A 17,863-nucleotide genomic window follows, 5' to 3' on the forward strand; every position below is an offset into this window, starting at 1 on the left:
CACGGACGACATGAGCCCGGTGCATCAGCGCCGGGCTTTTTCTTTTGCGCCGCATCACTCGCGCCGTTCCGGTCACGAGCGCGAGAGGCCGGAGAATCCCATGTCGCAATGCGGGAACAAACGTGTCAGCGATGTCGTTGTCGGTCACCTGACATAGGTCCAAGCTCGCGCCGGTCCGGCATCGGCATGGCCGGCCCTTGCAGCATAAGCACTCGATTCAAGAGGCGGAGGCGGGGATGGCGGATATCGCAGGGATACGGCGGCAGTTCATTCGGACGGCCATGGAAGCCCCCTTCCTCGCCCGCGACGAGGAACGAGGCCTCGCCGTGCGCTGGAAGGACGAGCGCGACGAGCGCGCACTCCACCGCCTCATCTCCGCGCATATGCGTCTCGTCATCGCCATCGCGGGCCGCTTCCGCCACTACGGCCTCCCCATGGCGGACCTCGTCCAGGAGGGGCATGTCGGCCTGATGGAGGCCGCCGCCCGCTTCGAGCCCGAGCGCGAGGTTCGCTTCTCGACCTACGCGACCTGGTGGATCCGGGCCTCGATCCAGGATTACATCCTGCGCAACTGGTCGATCGTCCGCGGCGGCACGAGCTCCGCGCAGAAGGCCCTGTTCTTCAACCTGCGTCGCCTGCGCGCCCGGCTGATGCAATCGACCGAGGAGCATGTCGGCGACGAGATCCACCGGCGGATCGCGGCCGCCATCGGCGTGTCGCGCGAGGACGTGGCCCTGATGGACGCCCGCCTCTCGGGTCCCGACATGTCGCTGAACGCGCCGGTGGGCGAAGAGAGCGAAGCCTCCTCCGAGCGGATGGACTTCCTCATCGACGGGGCTGCCCTTCCCGACGAGACGGTGTCGGCCACGGTCGACGGCGAACGGCGCCTCACCTGGCTGAACGAGGCTCTGGCCGTGCTCTCCGAGCGCGAGCTGCGCATCCTGCGAGAGCGGCGGCTTGCCGACGATCAGGCGACGCTCGAGGCCCTGGGGCATCGGCTCGGCATCTCGAAGGAGCGGGTTCGCCAGATCGAGAACCGGGCCCTGGAGAAGCTCCGGCGTGCGCTCGCCGAGCGTTTCCCGCAGAGCGGCGGAAACGTCTACGCCTGAGCCGGTGCCCGCCGTGGCGTCGACCTTCTGAAAAGATGTAGCGATTCTGCAACGATGCCGTGTGTGTTAACGTCGCGGCGGAAATTGTCTATTCGCGGCCTTCGCTTGGCGTTACGCTGCAGCGTTCATGACTTCGTGTCCGCTGCGTGCCCTGTGATGACCAACTCCCCGCGACGGCTGCTCCTGCCCCTGGTTGCACTGGTGCCGATCCTGTCGGCGGCGACCATCGTCGTCGTGCTGGTCAACGGCATGTCCTGGTATGCCGGACTCGCGCTGTTCTACGTCTCGCTAGCCGTGGCTCAGGTCGGCTACCTCGGGCTCCTGCTCCTTGAGGAGCACTGGCGCGACCAGGCGCTGGACGCGCCGCTTCAGCGTCAAGCCCGCCCTTAGAGCGTCCGACCGACGCGGGACGCTTTTCCCGCGAGGAAGTGGCGCCGGTCGCAGAGCCAGGCGCCCACGGCGAAGACGAACGCGACGAGCAGGCCGACGCCGGCGATGGGGACGAGGCTGCCGACGAAGCCGGATGCCGCCGCACCGGCGACCGACCCCAGATTCATCGTGGCCATGAAGACCTCGAACTGGGTCGCGGCCCCTGCCCGACCGCGGCTCGCCTCCATGAGCGCCGGCACCATGGCGACGATGATGAGGTTCGGCAGGATATTGGTCAGGCCGACGAGCACCGGGGCCGCCGCGCCCAGCGAACCCGCCGCGATCAGCAGGCCAGCGAGCGCGAAGGCCAGGGCGCTGGCGACGAGGAGCAGTCGCAGGGCCGGCAGCCGGCCGACCCGATCCGACCACAGGCCGATCGCCAGGGCACCGGCCGTTCCTCCGACGAAAGCCAATCCGGCCTGAAGCCGCGAGAGCGTGGCGGCGTCCCAGCCCTGCCCCTGCACGAGATCGACGCCGAAGCGCACCTCGAACAGGGCGAGCACGAAATCGAGGCCGAAGCAGAGGAGCAGGATGCGCAGCACCGCCCCGCGGCGCAGCCCGAGCGCGAGACGCCTCAGAAATCTCCTGAACGTCGAGGCACGGGCCGGCGGCAGGCCGGGATGCCGTTTCAGCGAGAACAGCGCGTCGCCCGGTCGCTCCCGGACGACGACCGGGAGGATGGTCGCGGCAAGCCCGAGGCCGAGCAGGAGGGCGATGCTGTCGGCAAAGGGCCAGACGGAGAGCGTCCAGGCGAACACGGCGGCGCTGAGGCTCGTCCCGACGACGAAGCCGATCCGCATGCAGGCGCTCATCCGCCCGAGCTCATCGGGCGGAACATGGTCCATGACCATGCGGTCGCAGGCCGTGTCGAGGAGCGATGCGGCCAGGCTGTGGGCGAAGAGGACGAGGCCGACGGCGCCGATCGCTCCGGCATCCGGCACGAGGAAGAGGCCGCAGAGCGCCAGGTGGCTGCCGGCGATGGCCGTCAGCGCGCAGATCCGTCGGCGGCCCGGGCCGACGCGGTCGACGAGAGGACCCCAGAGGACGGGCTGGACCGTCCAGGGCAGCCCGGCGAGGGCGAAATGCAGCCCGACCTCGCTGGCAGAGACCCCGCGCCCGGAGTAATGGTTGGCGAGCGCCGTCAGGGAGAAGCCGGCGACGAGACCCTGGTAGAGATAGGTCGAGAAGAAGGCGGCGTAGCGCCAGGGTCTCTGGGCCAGACTCGGAGGCGAGGTCCGGGCGGTCGGGCGGCTGGCGTCGGTGCCGACGCCGCTCATCGGCCGTTCGACCGGACCGGCCCAGGGTTCGATGAGCTTTGTCGGAGGGCGGTCGTTGAAGGATTCAAGGCGGACGCCGTTCCATCGAAGGGCCGACGCCCTCAGCCTTCAGCTTAACCGAAGGGTCCTGGGACCGCGAGGCCGCCGGTGATGGGGGCCTGGGTCGACGTGCCGCCCGGCCCCGTCGACCGGTGCATCGTCTGGCGGGTGGACCTTCGACTCTCCGAGGATCGCCTGCGCGGCGCGGCATCTTGTCTGTCGGAAGAAGAGCGCGCGCGGGCCGCCCGCTTCGCCAGGAGCGAGGATCGGCACCGCTTCCTGGCGAGTCACGCGGCCTTGCGGCTGATCCTCGGGCGAGCCCTCGGCGCCGATCCCGAAGCCCTCGCCTTCGTGGCCGGCCCCGCCGGCAAGCCTGAGCTCGGGCCGGACCAGCCCATCGCCCCCCACTTCAACCTGTCGCATTCCGGGGATTGGGCGCTGATTGGGCTCTCCCCGACGAGCCGGATCGGGGTCGATGTCGAGGTGGCCCGGCCGATCCGCGACGCGGCCCGGATCGCACGCACGCATTTCCACCCGGACGAGGCCGCTGCGATCGCCGCCCGCTCGGGCGAGGCCGCGCGGGCGGCCTTCTTCGCCGTGTGGACCTGCAAGGAGGCCTTCGTCAAAGGCCTCGGCCCCGGCCTGTCGATGCCCCTCGACGCCTTCGCCGTGTCCCTGCCGCCGGCACCGGCAGGGCTCATCTGGGTCGGCGCCGGGGCCGTATCGCCCGCGGCATGGTCGCTCCATCGCCTCGCGGTCGACGAGGACCATTTCGGCGCCGTGGCGATCGAAGCCGCGGCTGCGGCCCTCCGCCAACACACCCTGCCGCGGGACTGGATCGACCTGTTGCCCGGGCCGGCGCGAGAATGATCCGCTTGCGGCTCCCGACCCGGGTCGCTATACGTCCGGCCGCTGGCCTCGCGGCTGGCCTTCGGAGTGTAGCGCAGTCTGGTAGCGCACCACGTTCGGGACGTGGGGGTCGCAGGTTCAAATCCTGCCACTCCGACCAAGTACTTTCCCGCAGATCTCCTGCCGATTCCCGGTGCCTCGCTGAGGCCCGGTGCGATGAGGACGGACCCGTGCCGGTCAGCCACTCCGCACTCGCGCAGCGGTGGGTACCGACCGTGAGCTTCCCCATCTCCGCATGCGTCCGGGCTGCCGGCGCCTCTCCGCGGATCCAGCTTTGAGGACCGTCGCGTCCGAGTTCGGCGAGGAGGCCCACGGCGTCGCGGGCTGGCCCTCGGCGAATGTCGGCCACGAGGCTCGTCCCGACCGGCTGCCCGATGGGAGGGCCTGGCCCACCATCCTGGTCCTGATCGCGCATGAAGGCGATGCGGACGGCCTGTCCGCCACCATCGCCTCCGTCGTCGCGCAGGACTACCCGGAAGCCCGCCACGACGTCCTTGCCGACGGGGCGCCGCTGAACGGCGAGCTCGCCGCCCTGTCCGGTCCGGATGCGGAGTACCTGCTGCTGCTGCACGCCGGGGACCTCCTTGCGCCCGGCGCCCTTACCGCCCTGGGCTTCGAGGCGGTCGGGAGCGGCGCTGACCGCGTCGCCGGACTCCGAGTCCTGTTCGACCGCGGCGTGATCGGTCTCGACGTGATCGGCGACCCCTCCCGCGTCTGCGCCGACGGTACCGTGCCTTTCACCGGCGGCGATGTCCTCCTGTCCCGTGAGGCCGTGCTACGGGCCGGAGCCTCCGAGGCGTCGGGCTTCGACTTGGTCGCCCTTTGGGGCCGCCTGGAGGCGATCGGAGCGTCCTTCGTCCGGATCGGAAGGCCCGTTCTGCTCCAGCACTGCCGAGGCGCCCGTGCCCGGAGCAAGGGAGCGAGCCTCTCGATCGCGGCGCTGACCGATCGCGGGCTCAGCGGCGGTGCCGGCATCGCCCACCGCCGCCTGGCGGACGCCCTGCGACTCTCCGGTCATCGGGTCACGGATTACCGCCTCGACGCCGAGGCGCCGCCCGCGACCGCCGAGTGGACCGATCGCTTTCCGAGAACCGAGGCAGCGATCTGCGGGGGCGGCCACGACCTCGTCCTTGCCGGCAACCTCCACGGGGCGACCCGGGGGATCGATCCCCTCGCCCACCTCGGCGCCACGATGCCCGTCGCGGCGGTGCTGCACGACTTGTTCCCCCTCACGGGCCGCTGCGCGTTTCCATCCGAAGGCAGCCGCATCGCAACGGGCTGCGACGCGGCTTGTCCTTCCGCGGACCAGTATCCCCAGCTTGCGCCGAACCGCATCGCCACGGCCTTCGCCGCGAAGCGCGCGATCCTCTCCGGCCCGGGCGCGCCACTCCTGCTCGCCAATTCCCGCTGGACCCTCTCGACCGCACGCGCCCTCGGCGGGCCCGACATCCGGGTCCACCGGATCGATCTGGCCTTCCCGACCGGGGTGTTCCGGCCACCCGAGGATCGTGCCGCCCTGCGCCGAAGCCTCGGCTTAGCGGCCGATGACGTCCTCATCCTGTTCGGTGCCGTCATCGCCGACATGCCCGGCAAGGGCTTCGCGGACCTGAAGGCCGTGCTCGGCCGCGTGGCACGGCCGGGCGTGGGGTTCGTCGCCGTCGGCCGCCTCGATGATCCAAGCCGTTTCGATCTGCCGAACCTCGTCTCCACCGGGCCGGTGACGGACGAGGGGACGCTCGCGCGATGGTACGGCGCCTGCGACATCCACGTCACCGCGAGCCGGATCGAGACGCTCGGCCAGATGCCGATCGAGGCCGGCCTCTGCGGCACGCCAACCGTCGCCTACGTGGTCGGCGGGCTGACCGATGCCGTGATCGACGGCGTCTCGGGCCTGCTCGTTCCGCCGGTGCCCGAACGGCTCGCGGCGGCCCTCGCCGCCCTCATCGCCGATGCGCCCAGGCGCCGTCGCCTGGGCGCCTTCGCGCGCCTGGCCTTCGAGGGTCGCAACAGCCACGCGAGCGCCGCCATCCGCCTGCACGACCTCTTCGTCGAGCAGGGATGGCTTCTCCCTCCGCCGGACGGCCGCATCCGGTTCGCGCCCGAGATGCTCGGCCGCTTCGCCTTCGCGAAGCGGCGAGATCCCGGCGATGCCGGTACGGTGGCGCCGGCATCGCCGGCCGCCGTCAGGCAGCTGCGTCGCGCCAAGCAGGCCCTCCTGGGCCGAGGCATGCCGATCTGGATGCGACGCGCGCTCTACGTGGCGGCACTATTCCGGCGCCGCGTCGGACGCGGCCGATGACGGCCGGGGTCCGGCGGGTCTACCTCGATCAGACCCATCTGCGGGGCCACGTCACCGGCCTGGAGCGGGTCGCCCTCGACCTGTTCCGCGAGGAGAACCTGCAGCCGCACGCGGTCCGGCCGGTGCGGAGCGGAAGCCTCCTGCGGATGATCGTGGCCCAGCAGCTCGGGCTGCCGGCACGATGCCTCGTGGACCGCTCAGCCTTCGTCCTCTTCCCGGGATTTCCTCCCGGGCCGCTCTCGCTCGCCCTCGGGAACCGCTGCCTCACCTACATCCACGATACCTTCCCGCTCGACCGGCGCGAGGACCTCAACTGGAAGGGCCGCGTGTACATCGCCCCGAGCTTCGCGCTCGCGATGCGACTCGGACGCCGGTTCTTCGTCAATTCCCGGACGACGGGCGCGGCGCTCCGCGCCCATTGCGCCCCGGACGCCCTCGTCGCGCTGTTGCGACCGCCGGCCCGCGACGTGTTCGGCCTCCAGCAATCGGCCGGACCTGCGCCTTACCGGGCCGGTCAGCCGCTGCGCCTGCTCGCCATCGGCACGATCGAACCGCGGAAGGATTACGCCGCTTCCGTCTCGATCGTGGCGGCGTTGAACGCCGGCGGCCTGCCTGCGGAACTCGACATCGTCGGTCGGCTGGGCTGGGGACGCCATCCCTCGCTCGAACCGCCGCCGCCCTTCGTGAGGTGTCACGGCTACCTCGCCGACGATCGGCTGCGGGGGCTCGCCGAGGAATGCCACTTGCTGCTCTCGACCTCGAAGGCGGAGGGTCTGGGACTGCCGCTCCTCGAGGTGCAGCACGGCGGACTTCCCGTCGTGGCGCCGGACTCGCCCGTGTTCGAGGAGGTGCTGGCAGGGTCCGGACTCCTCGTAGCCCCCGCGGACGCGGCCGCCGTGGCCGGTTCCATCGGTGCCTGGATCGCGGCGGGCGGCCTTGCCGCAGCCCAGGCAGCCTCCCGGTGCAACGTCGCGCGATGGAATCGGCTCGCGGCGGCCGATCTGGAGCGCTTTCGCGCATTCCTGTCGAAGGGACCGGCAGTCTACATGGACCCCGTCGGCGTCATCGAGGCCGGCCGCTCCTGACGCCACCGCCGTGAACAGGGCCGCTGCGGGGCGATCACACTACGTAGAGAGCCGCATTGACTGGGGACGCGGCATCGCAGTTCCTTTGTGGGACCGGTCATTTACGATAGGTCCGGTCGTAATGTTGTACGCGGCGCGTGTATCGGGGCACGGCGTCGGCGGCACGATCCAAGGTGGTCCGCCACTTGCCGGGACTTATCCGTCTGGGGCGGGTCCGAGGAACGAGGCGAATGTTCGATTTCGGAACGCCCGTCCGCGGCGAGCCGGTGCGATTCGCAGAACCCGAGCGCGAAGGACCGAGCGCCGGCACCATTCTGCGTCGGCTCTGGCAGGGCAGCGGCTTCATCGTGCTCGGCGGCCTGTTCATGGTGGCCGTGGCTGTCGCCCTCGGCGGCGCCCTGAGGCCGGGCTACACCTCGAGCGTCCAGATCCTGGTCGACCCCAGCGACCTCCGCGTTATCGAGAACGACATCAGCACGCGGACCCCGCAGGCCGACAGCGGCGTTTCCATCGCGGAGAGCCAGGTCCGCGTGATCCAGTCCGACAACGTCCTGCGCCGCGTGATCGAGCGGCTCGATCTCGCCGCGGACGAGGAGTTCGTGCGGCCGCCCTCGGTCAATCCCCTGATGATCGCCCTGCGATCGGCCCTCGGCCTCGACCCGCCCGCGGCGGGCCGTGACCCGGCCAACATCGCGCTCGATTCCCTCCGCCTCAAGCTCACCGTCAAGCGCGCCGAGCGGACCTTCGTGATCGATGCAGCGGTCCAGACCTGGGACCCGGAGAAGTCGGCGCGCATCGCCAACGCCATCGCCGACGCCTACATCGCCGAGGAGGCCAACGCCCGGACCGAGGCGGCGCGTCGGGCCTCGGACGCCCTGAGCGGCCGCCTCGCGGACCTGCGCCGGGGGGTCGAGGAGGCGGAGCGCAAGCTCGTCCGCTATCGCCAGGACAACAAGCTAGTGATGACGAGCGGACGATTGCTCACCGACCAACAGCTGGGCGACCTGAACCAGCAGCTCGTTGCGGCCTCCATCCGGACCGCGGAGGCACGGGAACGTCTCGACCAGGCCAAGCGCATGCGCACGACCGAAACCGGCACGGCACTGCCCGAAATGCTGCAATCGCTGGAGATGCAGGGCTTGCGGCAGCAATACGCCACGCTCTCGCGAAACACCGCCGAACTCGGCACCCGCCTCGGCGAACGCCACCCTGCGATGGCGGAGCAATACGCTCAGCAGCGCGATCTCCAGCGACTGATCCAGCGGGAGAAGGAGCGGATCATCGACAACACGCAGAAGGACTACCAGCGATCGGCGGCGAGCGAGGCGGCGATCCGGAAGAACCTCGAGCGCGTGAAGGTGGAAACCGAGGTCAGCGACCGGGCCAATGTCGGCCTTCGCGAGTTGGAGCGCGAGCTCGAATCCCGCCGCTCGGTCTACGAGGCCTTTCTCCGACGCTCGCGGGAAACCACCGAGCAGGAACGCCTCAACAGCACCAACGTCCGGGTGATCTCGTCGGCGACGCCGGCCAGGCTGCGGAGCTGGCCGCCCTCGCCGAAGATCGCCCTGCCCGCGGCTCTCCTGATCGGGATGACGTTCGGCGCCGGCATCGCCCTCCTCCTCGGGGCCGCCCGCGACCGCCGGCGGGTGAGGCGCGCACCCGCGCTGCCGCCGCGCAGCTTCCGTGCCGCCGATGCGTGAGACGGGATCTCCGGGGCTGGAGGGGAGGCGCGGCGGGCAGGGCGGAACGAGGAGCGTCCGGCTCTTCGGCCTGAGCTTCACGCCGGGCGACGCGGCGGCGGTGCTGGCGACGGCGGCCGCGATGCCTGCGTCGCGGCCGCGGATGATCGTGACCGCCAACATGGACCACATCATCAGCCTGTCGGAGAGCCCGCCCTTCCGGAAGGCCTATGACGGCGCCGCGGCGCGCACCCTCGACGGCATGCCGATCGTCTGGCTCGCCCGGCGGCGCTGCGATCCTGGCGCGAGGCGGGTGACAGGGCACGATCTGCTGGCCGCCGCGCTGGCCGAGCCCTGGTCGGAGGGCAGACGCCTCTTCTTCGTCTGCGCGACGTCGCGCGTCGGCGACGCGCTGGTTGCCCGGCTCCTCGCGCAGGGCGCGCCGCGCGAGGCCATCGCGGTCATCGTTCCGCCGATGGGCTTCGAGACCGACGAGCCCTACGGGCGGGCGCTGGCCGAGCGGATCAGGTCACACGGGACGACCCTGCTCGTCATGGGCGTCGGCGCGCCGCGCTCCGAAATCTGGGTCGACCGCCAGGGCGCGGCGCTCGGGGCACCGGTCGTCCTCTCCGTCGGCGAGGCGCTCAGCGTCGCCGCGGGATTGATGGCGCGGGCGCCCGTCGCCATGCAGCGGGCCGGCTTCGAATGGCTCTTCCGCTTCGCGCACGCACCGCGACGGCTCTTCCACCGCTATTTCGTGCGGTCCTGGCGCTTCCTAGGGATCGTCATGAGCCTCGACGACGAGCCGCCCGACGGCGCCCATCGGAAGGTCGAGCAGGTCCACTCGAAGTCCTGAGTGGAGCCGTTCCGCGTCTCAGACGGCGCCGAACAGGCGCGGGTGGCGCAGGCGGAGCGCGAAGACGAGGAGCAGCGTCTTCACGTCGGTGATCTCGCCGCGATCGCTCATCGCCGCGAGCGCCGTCAGGTCGATCTCGTGGACGGTGATGTCCTCGTACTCGTCGACGGGGGTGTGATCCCCCTCGGACCGGTCGGCTTCGCCGTAGGGCGCGAGATAGAAGTCCATCTGCTCGGTCGAGATGCCCGGCATGCTCCAGCCCCGAACCACGGGCTCGAGACGTCCGAGCCGCAGCCCGGCCTCCTCGAAGGCCTCGCGCCGCACGCCGTCCTCGGGTTCCGCCTCGTCGAGCAGCCCGGCGGGCACCTCGAGCAGCGACAGGACGCCGGCCGCGAAGAAGATCGGTGGCCGGAACTGCTCGACCAGCAGAGCGACGCGCCGATCCGGATCGTAGGGCAGGACGGCGACCGCCCGTCCGTGGTCTTCGATCTCGCGCTTCAGCGGAGTCCCGTCGGGCATCGTCACCTCCGCGACGAGGAAACGGCTCCAGCCGTCGTGCACGATCCGTGTTCCGCGAATGACCGGTGTCATGAAGGTCTCTCCCCCGCCGAGCGCCTCATCGGTGCGGGCGGTAGCAGGGGGATGGGCGCATGAATGTGGCGGAACGGCACTCAGCCGGACGCCGCTCCGCGACGGATGGCGAAGCGCAGGACGCCGCCGCCGCTCTCCTGCCCCTCGAGCACGTCGCCCTGCTCGCGAACGAGATTGGGGATGTCGATGGCCGCGAGCGGGTCGGTACAGGTCACGACGAGGCCGGCGCCGGGCGCGAGCCTCCGCAGGGCCTTGCGGGTGCGCAGCACGGGCAGCGGGCATTTGAGCCCGCTGAGATCGAGCTCGAGCGGCGCTGTCGTCGACGGATCTTCCGGCGCGCTCACGAACTCACCCTGTCGACGAACGAGAACCGCCCGCGGCGTGGGCCGCGGGCGGTTCGAGGATCGATGACTTCGTCGATTCGATCAGTAGCCGTAATCGTAGTAGCCGTAGGCCGGGTAGCCGTAGCCATAGGCGGGACGGCCGTAATAGCCGTAGCCACGATCGTAGTAGCCGTAGCGCGGGGCCGCGCTGGCCGCGATCGCGCCGCCGATGATGCCGAGCGCGGCGCCGGCCGCGAGGGCACCGGCCGCACCACCGCCACGGCGGTAGCCGTAGCCGCGGCCGTAGTAGCCACGGCCGTAGCCGCGATAGCGGACCTCGGCGAGGTTCGCGTTGTCGCCGTCGACCTGGGCGGAGGTCGCGGCCGACATCGGCGCGGCCTGGACGGAGCTGACGGAGAGGCCGACGGCGGTGGCGCCGGCGAGAATGACGGACAGGGTGCGCTTCAAGGAAGCCTCCATCGTTGGGGTTGTCTCATCCCAAAGAACAGCAGGAATGCTGAACCGTTCCCGAATGGCATAGCCTAGCGACATTCGGCCGTGCGCGCGAGCACCCGATGCCTAGAAGACGCAATAGGTGAAGGCTGGTTCCACGCTCCGTCCCCAAGAACCTTCGTAGTCGGCGAGGCGCTCCTCGGCCCGCGTGCGCCCTGAGGCGACGATAGCCTCCAGCGGCTGGAGGTAGCGGCTCTCGTCCCGACCCTCCGCATCCCGCCTCGCGCGCGCCTGCAGGCCGCGCCGCGCAATGGCCAGCGCTTCGGCGGCGACCGCGCCGAGGCTGCGGCCGCCGACCCAGGCCGCGAGGCCGAGCCGTGGCGCGCTCGCGCGAAGGGCCTCGCGCTCCGCCGCATCCCACTCGGCGACGAGATCCGAGGCCGCCGCCAGCGCGGCCTTGTCGTAGAGAAGGCCGACCCAGAACGCCGCCTGCGCCGCGATCATCGCCGAATTGCCGACATCGGCGCCGCGCATCTCGATGAAGCGCTTGAGCCGGACCTCCGGGAAGGCCGTGGAGGCGTGGTTGGCCCAATCCGACACCGTGGCGAACTCGCCCGGCAGGGCCTGCAGGCGCCCGGCCATGAGGTCGCGGAACGAGGCGCCGGTGACGTCGTGGTAGGTCTCGCCCCGCTTCACGAAGTACATCGGCACGTCGAGGAGCCAGTCGACATAGGCCTCGTAGCCGAAGCCGGGCGCGAAGGCGCGGGGCAGCATGCCGGTGCGATGGGGATCGGTGTCCCGCCAGATCTCCGAGCGGCGGGACAGGAAGCCGTTCGGGCGCCCGTCCGTGAAGGGCGAATTGGCGAAGAGCGCGGTGGCGACGGGCTGCAGCGCCAGGGCGACGCGCATCTTGGCCGCCATGTCGGGCTCGGAGCAGAAGTCGAGGTTCACCTGCACGGTGGCCGTGCGCAGCATCATGTCGAGCCCGAGCCCTCCGACCTTGGGCATGTAGGCCGCCATGATCCGGTAGCGGCTCTTGGGCATCACGGGCGTCTCCTCCCGCGACCATTTCGGGCTCATGCCGAGGTTGAGGAAACCGATGCCGAGGGGATCCGCGGCGCGGGCCGCCGCCTCGAGGTGGTCGTGCAGCTCGGCCACCGTGGCGTGGACGTCCGGCAGCGGCGCGCCGGACAGTTCGAACTGGCCGCCGGGCTCCAGCGAGATCGCGCCGCCCTGCGTGCCGGCGAGCCCGATCAGGTTGCCGGAATCCTCAATGGCCTCCCAGCCCGTCTCACGGGCGAGCCCTTCGAGGAGGGCGCGGATGCCGGTCGTTCCCTCGTAGGGCACCGGCCGGTTGCCGTCGCGGTAGAACGGCACCTTCTCGTGCTCGGTCCCGATCGCGAAGGCGTCGCGCGGCTTCTCGCCCGCGGAAAACCACGCGATCAGTTCGTCCCGCGTCGTCAGCGGGGTCGTGTCGGACGTGTCGCGCGCCATGCGCTGCCTCTCGGACTGGTAGGGGCTCGGGCGGAAACGGTCGCGGGCAGCGGCACGCTTGGGCGGAGGCTTACTTGGCCGGAACGGCCGTCCCGGATGTCGGGTCTGTAATCCAGCCGGCAAGGGGCGACAACGCAGGGTCCCTCAGCGCGCGTCGCCGAGGACGGCCTGGACGAGTGCGAGGGCCGCCACCGCCGCCGTGTCGGCGCGAAGGATGCGCGGCCCGAGCGACAGGGCGACGGTGTTCGGCCGTGCTCGGATGAGTTCGCGCTCGTCCTCCGCGAAGCCGCCCTCGGGTCCGATGAGGACGGCGAGCGGGGGTGGCGCGGCGGCATCGGCCGCCGCACGCAGGGCCGCCACGGCGTCGGCCGTCGTCGCGTCCTCGTCACAGAAGACGAGCAGGCGCTCGGGCTCCAGCGCGTCGACGGCGACACCCAGGCGCGCCGGTTCCGGCAGAGCGGGGATCGCGAGGATGCCGCATTGCTCGGCGGCCTCAATGGCGTTGGCGCGCAGGCGCTCCCGGTTGATCCGCTCCCCTTGCGTGTAGCGCGTGATCACCGGCCGGATGGTGCCAGCTCCCATCTCCACCGCCTTCTGCGCCAAGTAATCGAGGCGGGCGCTCTTCAGGGGCGCGAACAGGTAGTGCAGATCGGACGCCGGCGTTTGCGGGCGTGTGCGCTCGCGCACGATGAGGTCGGCGCTCTTGCGGCCGCTCGCGCGCAGGCTCGCGCGCCACTCCCCGTCCCGGCCGTTGAACAGGAGGACCGGGTCGTCCGGCCCGCGGCGCAGGACGTTGAGGAGGTAGTTGGCCTGCGCCCGGTCGAGCGGCAGCACCGCGTCGGGTTCGAGATTCGCATCGACGAAGAGGCGCGGCGCGGTGAAGTCGTAGGCGGCCATCAGCCCTCCTCGCGCGGCGCCGTCGGCCCTGTCAACGCATGCTGCGCCGGCCCTCGTGCGATGAGTGATGCAGAAAAATCACAGCCGCGGAATTCCTGCGGATTGCCCACGGCCGATCCGCTCTCCCCCTTTGCGGCTCGAAAGACGCCACATTCCTATGCGGAAACGCTGCCAGCAGAAGACGGGCGACCGCGGGCATCAGGGACCGCGGCCGGATGAGGGGAGAAGAGGCCATGTCGTTCAAGACCATCGCTCTGGCAACGGGTGCTGCCATGGGCGCTGTCCTGTTCGCGGGTTCGGCCGTCGCGCAGAGCGCGCAGTGCGGCGACATCCAGAAGACGCTGCAGGACCGCAAGGACCTCGTGGCGAAGGCCAATGCCGTTCAGAACAGCAAGAAGAAGATGACCCCGGCCGAGGCCTGCAGCCTGTTCGGCAAGATCCAGGCGAACGGTGTCGAGGGCGTGAAGTGGATCGCGGCCAACAAGGAATGGTGCTCGATCCCCGATTCCTTCGCCGAAGGCTTCGAGAAGGACCACAAGAACGTCGTCGGCATCCGCACGAAGGTCTGCGGCATCGCGGCCCAGGCAGCCAAGATGGAATCGCAGGCCCGCGCGCAGGCGCAGAACGGCGGTGGTGGCGGGCTGCTCGGCGGCCCGGGCCTGACCGGCACCATGAAGATGCCGCAGGGCGCCCTCTGATTCGGGACAGGCCGTCGCCGGCATGGCCGGCGTGAGCACGCCCGAGGATCGTCGCGTCGCGGATGCGGTGGCCGGCCACTGGGTCGACCGCCTCGCGCCGGTTCGGGCCCGGCCCTATCTCCGGCTCGCGCGGATCGACCGCCCGATCGGATGGTGGCTCCTGCTGCTGCCGTGCTGGTGGTCCGCGGCGCTCGCCGCGCTGGCCAGCGGGCGGCCCTTCCCCGACCCCTGGCACCTCGTCCTGTTCCTGATCGGCGCCGTCGCCATGCGCGGCGCCGGTTCGACCTACAACGACATCGCCGACCGCGACCTCGATGCGCAGGTCGAGCGCACGCGCTCCCGCCCCCTCCCCTCCGGCCAGGTCCGCCCGCGCGCGGCGGCGCTCTTCCTGGTGGCGCAGGCGCTGGTCGGATTCGCCGTTCTGGTTCAGTTCAATGCCAGCGCGATCCTCGTCGGCCTCGCCTCCCTCATCCCCGTCGCGATCTACCCGTTCATGAAGCGGGTGATGCCGGTACCCCAGCTCGTCCTCGGCCTCGCCTTCTCCTGGGGCGCGCTGATGGGCTGGGTGGCGGTCTTTGGGCGCCTCGATCCGCCGGCCTACCTGCTCTACGCGGGCACGATCGCCTGGGTGGTGGGCTACGACACGATCTACGCCGTGCAGGACATCGAGGACGACGCTATCGCCGGCATCCGGTCCTCCGCCCGCTTCTTCGGCGAGCGGCTACGCCTCGCCGTCGGCCTCTGCTACGGGCTTGCCTTCGCTCTGATCGCGCTCGCCGCCTGGTCGGCCGGCGCGGGCTTCGCCGGATGGTTCGGGCTGGCGCTGTTCGGCGCCCATCTCGCCCGGCAGGTCGTCCGCCTCGACGAGCGGGACGGCCAGGGCGCCCTCGCCCTGTTCCGATCGAATCGCGATGCGGGGCTCATCCTCTTCGCCGGGCTCGCGGCCGACGCTCTGCTGCGGCACGGCTGAGCCTCTTCAGGCGTGTGCTTCCAGCGCCCGCTGAAATGACCAGCTCTCAGCCGAAGCGCCGCCCGCCCCAATCCTGCGCCTCGTCCCGACGCGCATCGAAGGCCTCCCGGGCCTGCCGGATGGTCGCCTTGTTCTCGATGGCCCAGGCCCCGAGCGCCTTGACCGGCTCACTGAGCGAGTGCCCGAGGTCCGTCAGCGCGTAATCGACCCGCGGCGGGATGGTCGGATAGATCGTGCGGGTCACGAGACCGTCGCGTTCGAGCCCGCGGAGCGTCAGCGTGAGCATGCGCTGCGAGATGCCGCCGACCATGCGCTTGAGCTCGTTGAAGCGCCGCGGCCCGCTCCCCAGCATCATCACGATGAGCACGCTCCACTTGTCGCCGACGCGGGCGAGGATCTCGCTGACGTCCTGACAATTGCCGCCCCGGTGCAGGGACTCGGCCTCGGTCACATCCGTGTGCTCGGGTACCAAGAATGTGCCTCCTTGTGCCCCTTGGGCGGTCATCTAAGTTGCCTCGGTATCGGTTTGATACCACTCTTCCTGAGGCAAAGTCGATGAACCTGCTCCACCTCGATTCCAGCATCCTCGGCGACCACTCGGTGAGCCGCCGGCTGTCGGCCGCGGCCGTCGCGAAGATCCGCCAGGGCAACCCGGACGTGCGGGTGACCTACCGGGACCTCGCGGCCGAGCCGGTGCCGCACCTCTCGGGCGCCTACCTCGCCGCGGCTTCGAGCCCCGCGGCGCAGCACGATCCGGCGATCCAGCACGACCTCGCCCTCGGCGGGCGGGTTCTCGAGGAGTTCCTGGCGGCGGACGTCGTCGTGATCGGCGTCGCCTTCTACAACTTCACCGTTCCCAGCCAGCTCAAGGCCTGGATCGATCGGATCACGGCCGCCGGCAAGACCTTCCGCTACACCGAGAAGGGCTCCGAGGGCCTCGTCGGCAACAAGCGCGTCATCCTCGCGATCGCGCGGGGCGGCTTCTACGGCGCGAGCTCGCCGGTCCAGTCCTTCGAGCATGCCGAGACCTACCTGCGCACGATCCTCGCCTTCATGGGCATCGCCAATCCGGAGGTCGTCTCGGCCGAGGGAATCGCGGTCGGGCCCGAGCAGCGCGAGGCCGCGCTGCGGTCGGGCCTCGAACAGGCTGCGGCGCTGCCGGTCGCCGCCTGAGCCGGGGCGAGGGGCGGATCAGCCCTGCCCCTCGCGCCGCAGGGCCGCGAGGATGCGCGCCCAGGAGCGCGTGCCCTTGTGGAAGCTGCGCAGGTCGTACTTCTCGTTCGGCGAGTGGATGCGGTCGTCGTCGAGGCCGAAGCCGATGAGCAGGGTGTTGCGGTCGAGCAGGCGCTTGAAGTCGCCGACGATCGGGATCGAGCCTCCCGCCCCGATGGTCACGGGCGCACCCCCCCACTCGTCCTGGAGCGCAGCACTGGCGGTGGCGAGCTCGGGCATGTCGAAGGGCAGCGCGATCGCCCGCGAGCCCTTGTAGCAGATCACCTCGACCGAGCAGTCGGCGGGGATCCGCTCGCGCACGAAGGCCTCGAAGGTTCGGGCCAGGACCTCGGGATCCTGGTCGTCGACGAGCCGGAACGACACCTTGGCGCTCGCCTGGGAGGCGATGACGGTCTTCGTCCCCTCCCCCGTGTAGCCGCCGATGATGCCGTTGACGTCGCAGGCGGGGCGGGACTGGATCATCTCGATGAGCATCCGGCCTCGCTCGCCCACCGGCTCCTTGAGGCCGATGGGGCCGAGGAACTTCTCGGCCGTGAAGCCGAGGCCGCGCCACTGGTCGAGGATCGCGGGCGGGGTTTCGCGCACGCCCTCGTAGAAGCCCGGCAGCGCGACGCGGCCTTCCGCGTCGTGGAGGTCGGCGATGAGGCGCGAGAGCACGTGGATCGGATTCGCCGCGGCGCCCCCGAAGAAGCCCGAGTGCAGGTCGCGGTCGGCGCAGGTCACCTTGACCTCGAAATAGGCGAGGCCGCGCAGGGAGGTCGTGATGGCGGGCGTCGTCCCGTCCCACATGCTAGTGTCGCAGACGAGCACGATGTCGGCGCCGAGTCTTTCGCGATTGGCCGCGACCCATTCGGGAAGGCCCTGCGAGCCGTTCTCCTCCGCGCCCTCGATCAGGATGGTGACGCCGCAGGGCAGCTCGCCCGTCATGGCTTTCCAGGCGCGGCAGGCCTCGACGAAGGTCATCACCTGGCCCTTGTCGTCCGAGGCGCCGCGGGCGACGATTCGCTGCGCCCCGTCAGGCCCTGCGGCGAGGCGGGGCTCGAAGGGCGACGTCTCCCAGAGATCCAGCGGATCGACGGGCTGGACGTCGTAATGCCCGTAGAAGAGGACGTGCGGCGCGCCCGGCTTCGGCGCATGCGCGAGCACGACGGGGTGCAGCGAGGTCTCCTCCACCGACGTCTCGAAGCCGAGCGCCGTCAGCGTGCCCGCGAGCCACGCCGCCGCCTCCCGGCAATGGGGCGCATAGGCCGGGTCCGTGGAGATCGAGGGGATGCGCAGGAAGGCGAACAGGCGCTCCAGGGCGTTGTCGAGGTCGCGGTCGATGTCGTTGAGCACGGGGTCGAGCGCGGCCATGGGCGGGGTCCTGATCGGTTGCGGCTGTCTCAGGGCTAACCGAGGCCGAGGGCCCGCGTAAACCGTCTGCGGCCCGAGTGCCGAGGGACGCCTCGTGCCTCGCCCCGTTGGGCACGTGGTCCGAGGACAATCTTAACGGACTTGGACACACTGTCCTCACTCTCCTCGT

18 protein-coding genes and 1 tRNA gene are annotated in these 17,863 nt (G+C 70.7%); 11 read left to right on the forward strand and 8 right to left on the reverse strand.

The features are described 5' to 3' along the window. Window positions 1-236: 236 nt before the first annotated feature. Window positions 237-1,109, forward strand: a complete 873-nt coding sequence (locus tag MFF55_RS12600; RefSeq protein ID WP_238244444.1) for an RNA polymerase factor sigma-32 — start codon at window positions 237-239, stop codon at window positions 1,107-1,109. Between the two features lie 156 nt (window positions 1,110-1,265). After that, window positions 1,266-1,499, forward strand: a complete 234-nt coding sequence (locus tag MFF55_RS12605) for a hypothetical protein (RefSeq protein WP_238244445.1) — start codon at window positions 1,266-1,268, stop codon at window positions 1,497-1,499. Here MFF55_RS12605 and MFF55_RS12610 read toward each other — a convergent pair. After that, on the reverse strand, window positions 1,496-2,815 hold the full coding sequence (locus tag MFF55_RS12610) for an MFS transporter (RefSeq protein ID WP_238244446.1): 1,320 nt from the start codon (window positions 2,813-2,815) through the stop codon (window positions 1,496-1,498). The genes MFF55_RS12605 and MFF55_RS12610 overlap by 4 nt on opposite strands. A 150-nt stretch (window positions 2,816-2,965) precedes the next feature. Between MFF55_RS12610 and MFF55_RS12615 the strand changes: the two genes are divergently transcribed. The 6 genes from MFF55_RS12615 (at window position 2,966) to MFF55_RS12640 (ending at window position 9,682) form a co-directional block, all read left to right on the forward strand. Further along, window positions 2,966-3,724 carry a 4'-phosphopantetheinyl transferase family protein gene (locus MFF55_RS12615; protein WP_238244447.1) on the forward strand — a complete coding sequence of 253 codons (759 nt, stop codon included), beginning with the start codon at window positions 2,966-2,968 and terminating at the stop codon, window positions 3,722-3,724. Window positions 3,725-3,786: 62 nt separating this feature from the next. Then, window positions 3,787-3,863 (forward strand) — tRNA-Pro (locus MFF55_RS12620). A gap of 174 nt (window positions 3,864-4,037) precedes the next feature. Continuing rightward, a complete protein-coding gene (locus MFF55_RS12625; protein ID WP_238244448.1) occupies window positions 4,038-6,062 on the forward strand; it encodes a glycosyltransferase in 2,025 nt (674 codons plus the stop codon). Further along, window positions 6,059-7,147, forward strand: a complete 1,089-nt coding sequence (locus MFF55_RS12630) for a glycosyltransferase (RefSeq protein ID WP_238244449.1) — start codon at window positions 6,059-6,061, stop codon at window positions 7,145-7,147. The genes MFF55_RS12625 and MFF55_RS12630 overlap by 4 nt, the downstream gene beginning before the upstream one ends. Before the next feature lie 230 nt (window positions 7,148-7,377). Next, the gene (locus MFF55_RS12635) at window positions 7,378-8,847 is read left to right on the forward strand and encodes a GumC family protein (protein ID WP_238244450.1); all 1,470 of its coding nucleotides are present in this window, start codon (window positions 7,378-7,380) and stop codon (window positions 8,845-8,847) included. Further along, window positions 8,840-9,682, forward strand: coding sequence for a WecB/TagA/CpsF family glycosyltransferase (locus MFF55_RS12640; RefSeq protein WP_238244451.1), 843 nt, complete (start codon window positions 8,840-8,842; stop codon window positions 9,680-9,682). The genes MFF55_RS12635 and MFF55_RS12640 overlap by 8 nt, the downstream gene beginning before the upstream one ends. Window positions 9,683-9,700: 18 nt before the next feature. Here MFF55_RS12640 and MFF55_RS12645 read toward each other — a convergent pair whose 3' ends face one another. The 5 genes from MFF55_RS12645 to MFF55_RS12665 all read right to left on the reverse strand — a co-directional run bounded on the left by MFF55_RS12645 (window position 9,701) and on the right by MFF55_RS12665 (window position 13,440). After that, window positions 9,701-10,273 carry an NUDIX domain-containing protein gene (locus MFF55_RS12645; RefSeq protein WP_238244452.1) on the reverse strand — a complete coding sequence of 191 codons (573 nt, stop codon included), beginning with the start codon at window positions 10,271-10,273 and terminating at the stop codon, window positions 9,701-9,703. 80 nt (window positions 10,274-10,353) lie between these two features. Continuing rightward, complete coding sequence (locus tag MFF55_RS12650; RefSeq protein ID WP_238244453.1) at window positions 10,354-10,617, reverse strand: sulfurtransferase TusA family protein; 264 nt, start codon at window positions 10,615-10,617, stop codon at window positions 10,354-10,356. Window positions 10,618-10,698: 81 nt separating this feature from the next. Continuing rightward, a complete protein-coding gene (locus tag MFF55_RS12655; protein WP_238244454.1) occupies window positions 10,699-11,064 on the reverse strand; it encodes a hypothetical protein in 366 nt (121 codons plus the stop codon). Between the two features lie 111 nt (window positions 11,065-11,175). Next, entirely contained in the window at window positions 11,176-12,543 is a 1,368-nt protein-coding gene (locus tag MFF55_RS12660; protein ID WP_238244455.1) for a glutamate--cysteine ligase, read from the reverse strand. 144 nt (window positions 12,544-12,687) lie between these two features. Beyond that, on the reverse strand, window positions 12,688-13,440 hold the full coding sequence (locus MFF55_RS12665) for a 16S rRNA (uracil(1498)-N(3))-methyltransferase (RefSeq protein WP_238244456.1): 753 nt from the start codon (window positions 13,438-13,440) through the stop codon (window positions 12,688-12,690). Window positions 13,441-13,673: 233 nt separating this feature from the next. On the opposite strand from MFF55_RS12665, the gene MFF55_RS12670 reads away from it, so the two are divergent. Beyond that, entirely contained in the window at window positions 13,674-14,138 is a 465-nt protein-coding gene (locus MFF55_RS12670) for a hypothetical protein (RefSeq protein WP_238244457.1), read from the forward strand. Window positions 14,139-14,160: 22 nt separating this feature from the next. Continuing rightward, the gene (gene ubiA, locus MFF55_RS12675; RefSeq protein ID WP_238244458.1) at window positions 14,161-15,108 is read left to right on the forward strand and encodes a 4-hydroxybenzoate octaprenyltransferase; all 948 of its coding nucleotides are present in this window, start codon (window positions 14,161-14,163) and stop codon (window positions 15,106-15,108) included. Window positions 15,109-15,154: 46 nt separating this feature from the next. Here ubiA and MFF55_RS12680 read toward each other — a convergent pair whose 3' ends face one another. After that, window positions 15,155-15,580, reverse strand: coding sequence for a winged helix-turn-helix transcriptional regulator (locus MFF55_RS12680; RefSeq protein WP_238244459.1), 426 nt, complete (start codon window positions 15,578-15,580; stop codon window positions 15,155-15,157). 83 nt (window positions 15,581-15,663) lie between these two features. Here MFF55_RS12680 and MFF55_RS12685 point away from each other — a divergent pair, with 83 nt between their 5' ends. Further along, complete coding sequence (locus MFF55_RS12685) at window positions 15,664-16,281, forward strand: FMN-dependent NADH-azoreductase (protein ID WP_238244460.1); 618 nt, start codon at window positions 15,664-15,666, stop codon at window positions 16,279-16,281. 18 nt (window positions 16,282-16,299) lie between these two features. Here MFF55_RS12685 and MFF55_RS12690 read toward each other — a convergent pair whose 3' ends face one another. Then, entirely contained in the window at window positions 16,300-17,694 is a 1,395-nt protein-coding gene (locus tag MFF55_RS12690; protein ID WP_238244461.1) for a M20/M25/M40 family metallo-hydrolase, read from the reverse strand. Window positions 17,695-17,863: the final 169 nt, after the last annotated feature.

The sequence above is a fragment of the Methylobacterium iners genome (assembly GCF_022179305.1).
Classification (GTDB): domain Bacteria; phylum Pseudomonadota; class Alphaproteobacteria; order Rhizobiales; family Beijerinckiaceae; genus Methylobacterium; species Methylobacterium iners.

Bases quoted from the DNA above. Each gene is read 5' to 3' on its own strand.
- MFF55_RS12600 (WP_238244444.1), top strand. From the start codon at position 237: ATGGCGGATATCGCAGGGATACGGCGGCAGTTCATTCGGACGGCCATG.
- MFF55_RS12605 (WP_238244445.1), top strand. From the start codon at position 1,266: ATGACCAACTCCCCGCGACGGCTGCTCCTGCCCCTGGTTGCACTGGTG.
- MFF55_RS12610 (WP_238244446.1), bottom strand. From the start codon at position 2,815: ATGAGCGGCGTCGGCACCGACGCCAGCCGCCCGACCGCCCGGACCTCG.
- MFF55_RS12615 (WP_238244447.1), top strand. From the start codon at position 2,966: ATGGGGGCCTGGGTCGACGTGCCGCCCGGCCCCGTCGACCGGTGCATC.
- MFF55_RS12630 (WP_238244449.1), top strand. From the start codon at position 6,059: ATGACGGCCGGGGTCCGGCGGGTCTACCTCGATCAGACCCATCTGCGG.
- MFF55_RS12635 (WP_238244450.1), top strand. From the start codon at position 7,378: ATGTTCGATTTCGGAACGCCCGTCCGCGGCGAGCCGGTGCGATTCGCA.
- MFF55_RS12640 (WP_238244451.1), top strand. From the start codon at position 8,840: ATGCGTGAGACGGGATCTCCGGGGCTGGAGGGGAGGCGCGGCGGGCAG.
- MFF55_RS12645 (WP_238244452.1), bottom strand. From the start codon at position 10,273: ATGACACCGGTCATTCGCGGAACACGGATCGTGCACGACGGCTGGAGC.
- MFF55_RS12660 (WP_238244455.1), bottom strand. From the start codon at position 12,543: ATGGCGCGCGACACGTCCGACACGACCCCGCTGACGACGCGGGACGAA.
- MFF55_RS12665 (WP_238244456.1), bottom strand. From the start codon at position 13,440: ATGGCCGCCTACGACTTCACCGCGCCGCGCCTCTTCGTCGATGCGAAT.
- MFF55_RS12670 (WP_238244457.1), top strand. From the start codon at position 13,674: ATGTCGTTCAAGACCATCGCTCTGGCAACGGGTGCTGCCATGGGCGCT.
- ubiA (WP_238244458.1), top strand. From the start codon at position 14,161: ATGGCCGGCGTGAGCACGCCCGAGGATCGTCGCGTCGCGGATGCGGTG.
- MFF55_RS12685 (WP_238244460.1), top strand. From the start codon at position 15,664: ATGAACCTGCTCCACCTCGATTCCAGCATCCTCGGCGACCACTCGGTG.
- MFF55_RS12690 (WP_238244461.1), bottom strand. From the start codon at position 17,694: ATGGCCGCGCTCGACCCCGTGCTCAACGACATCGACCGCGACCTCGAC.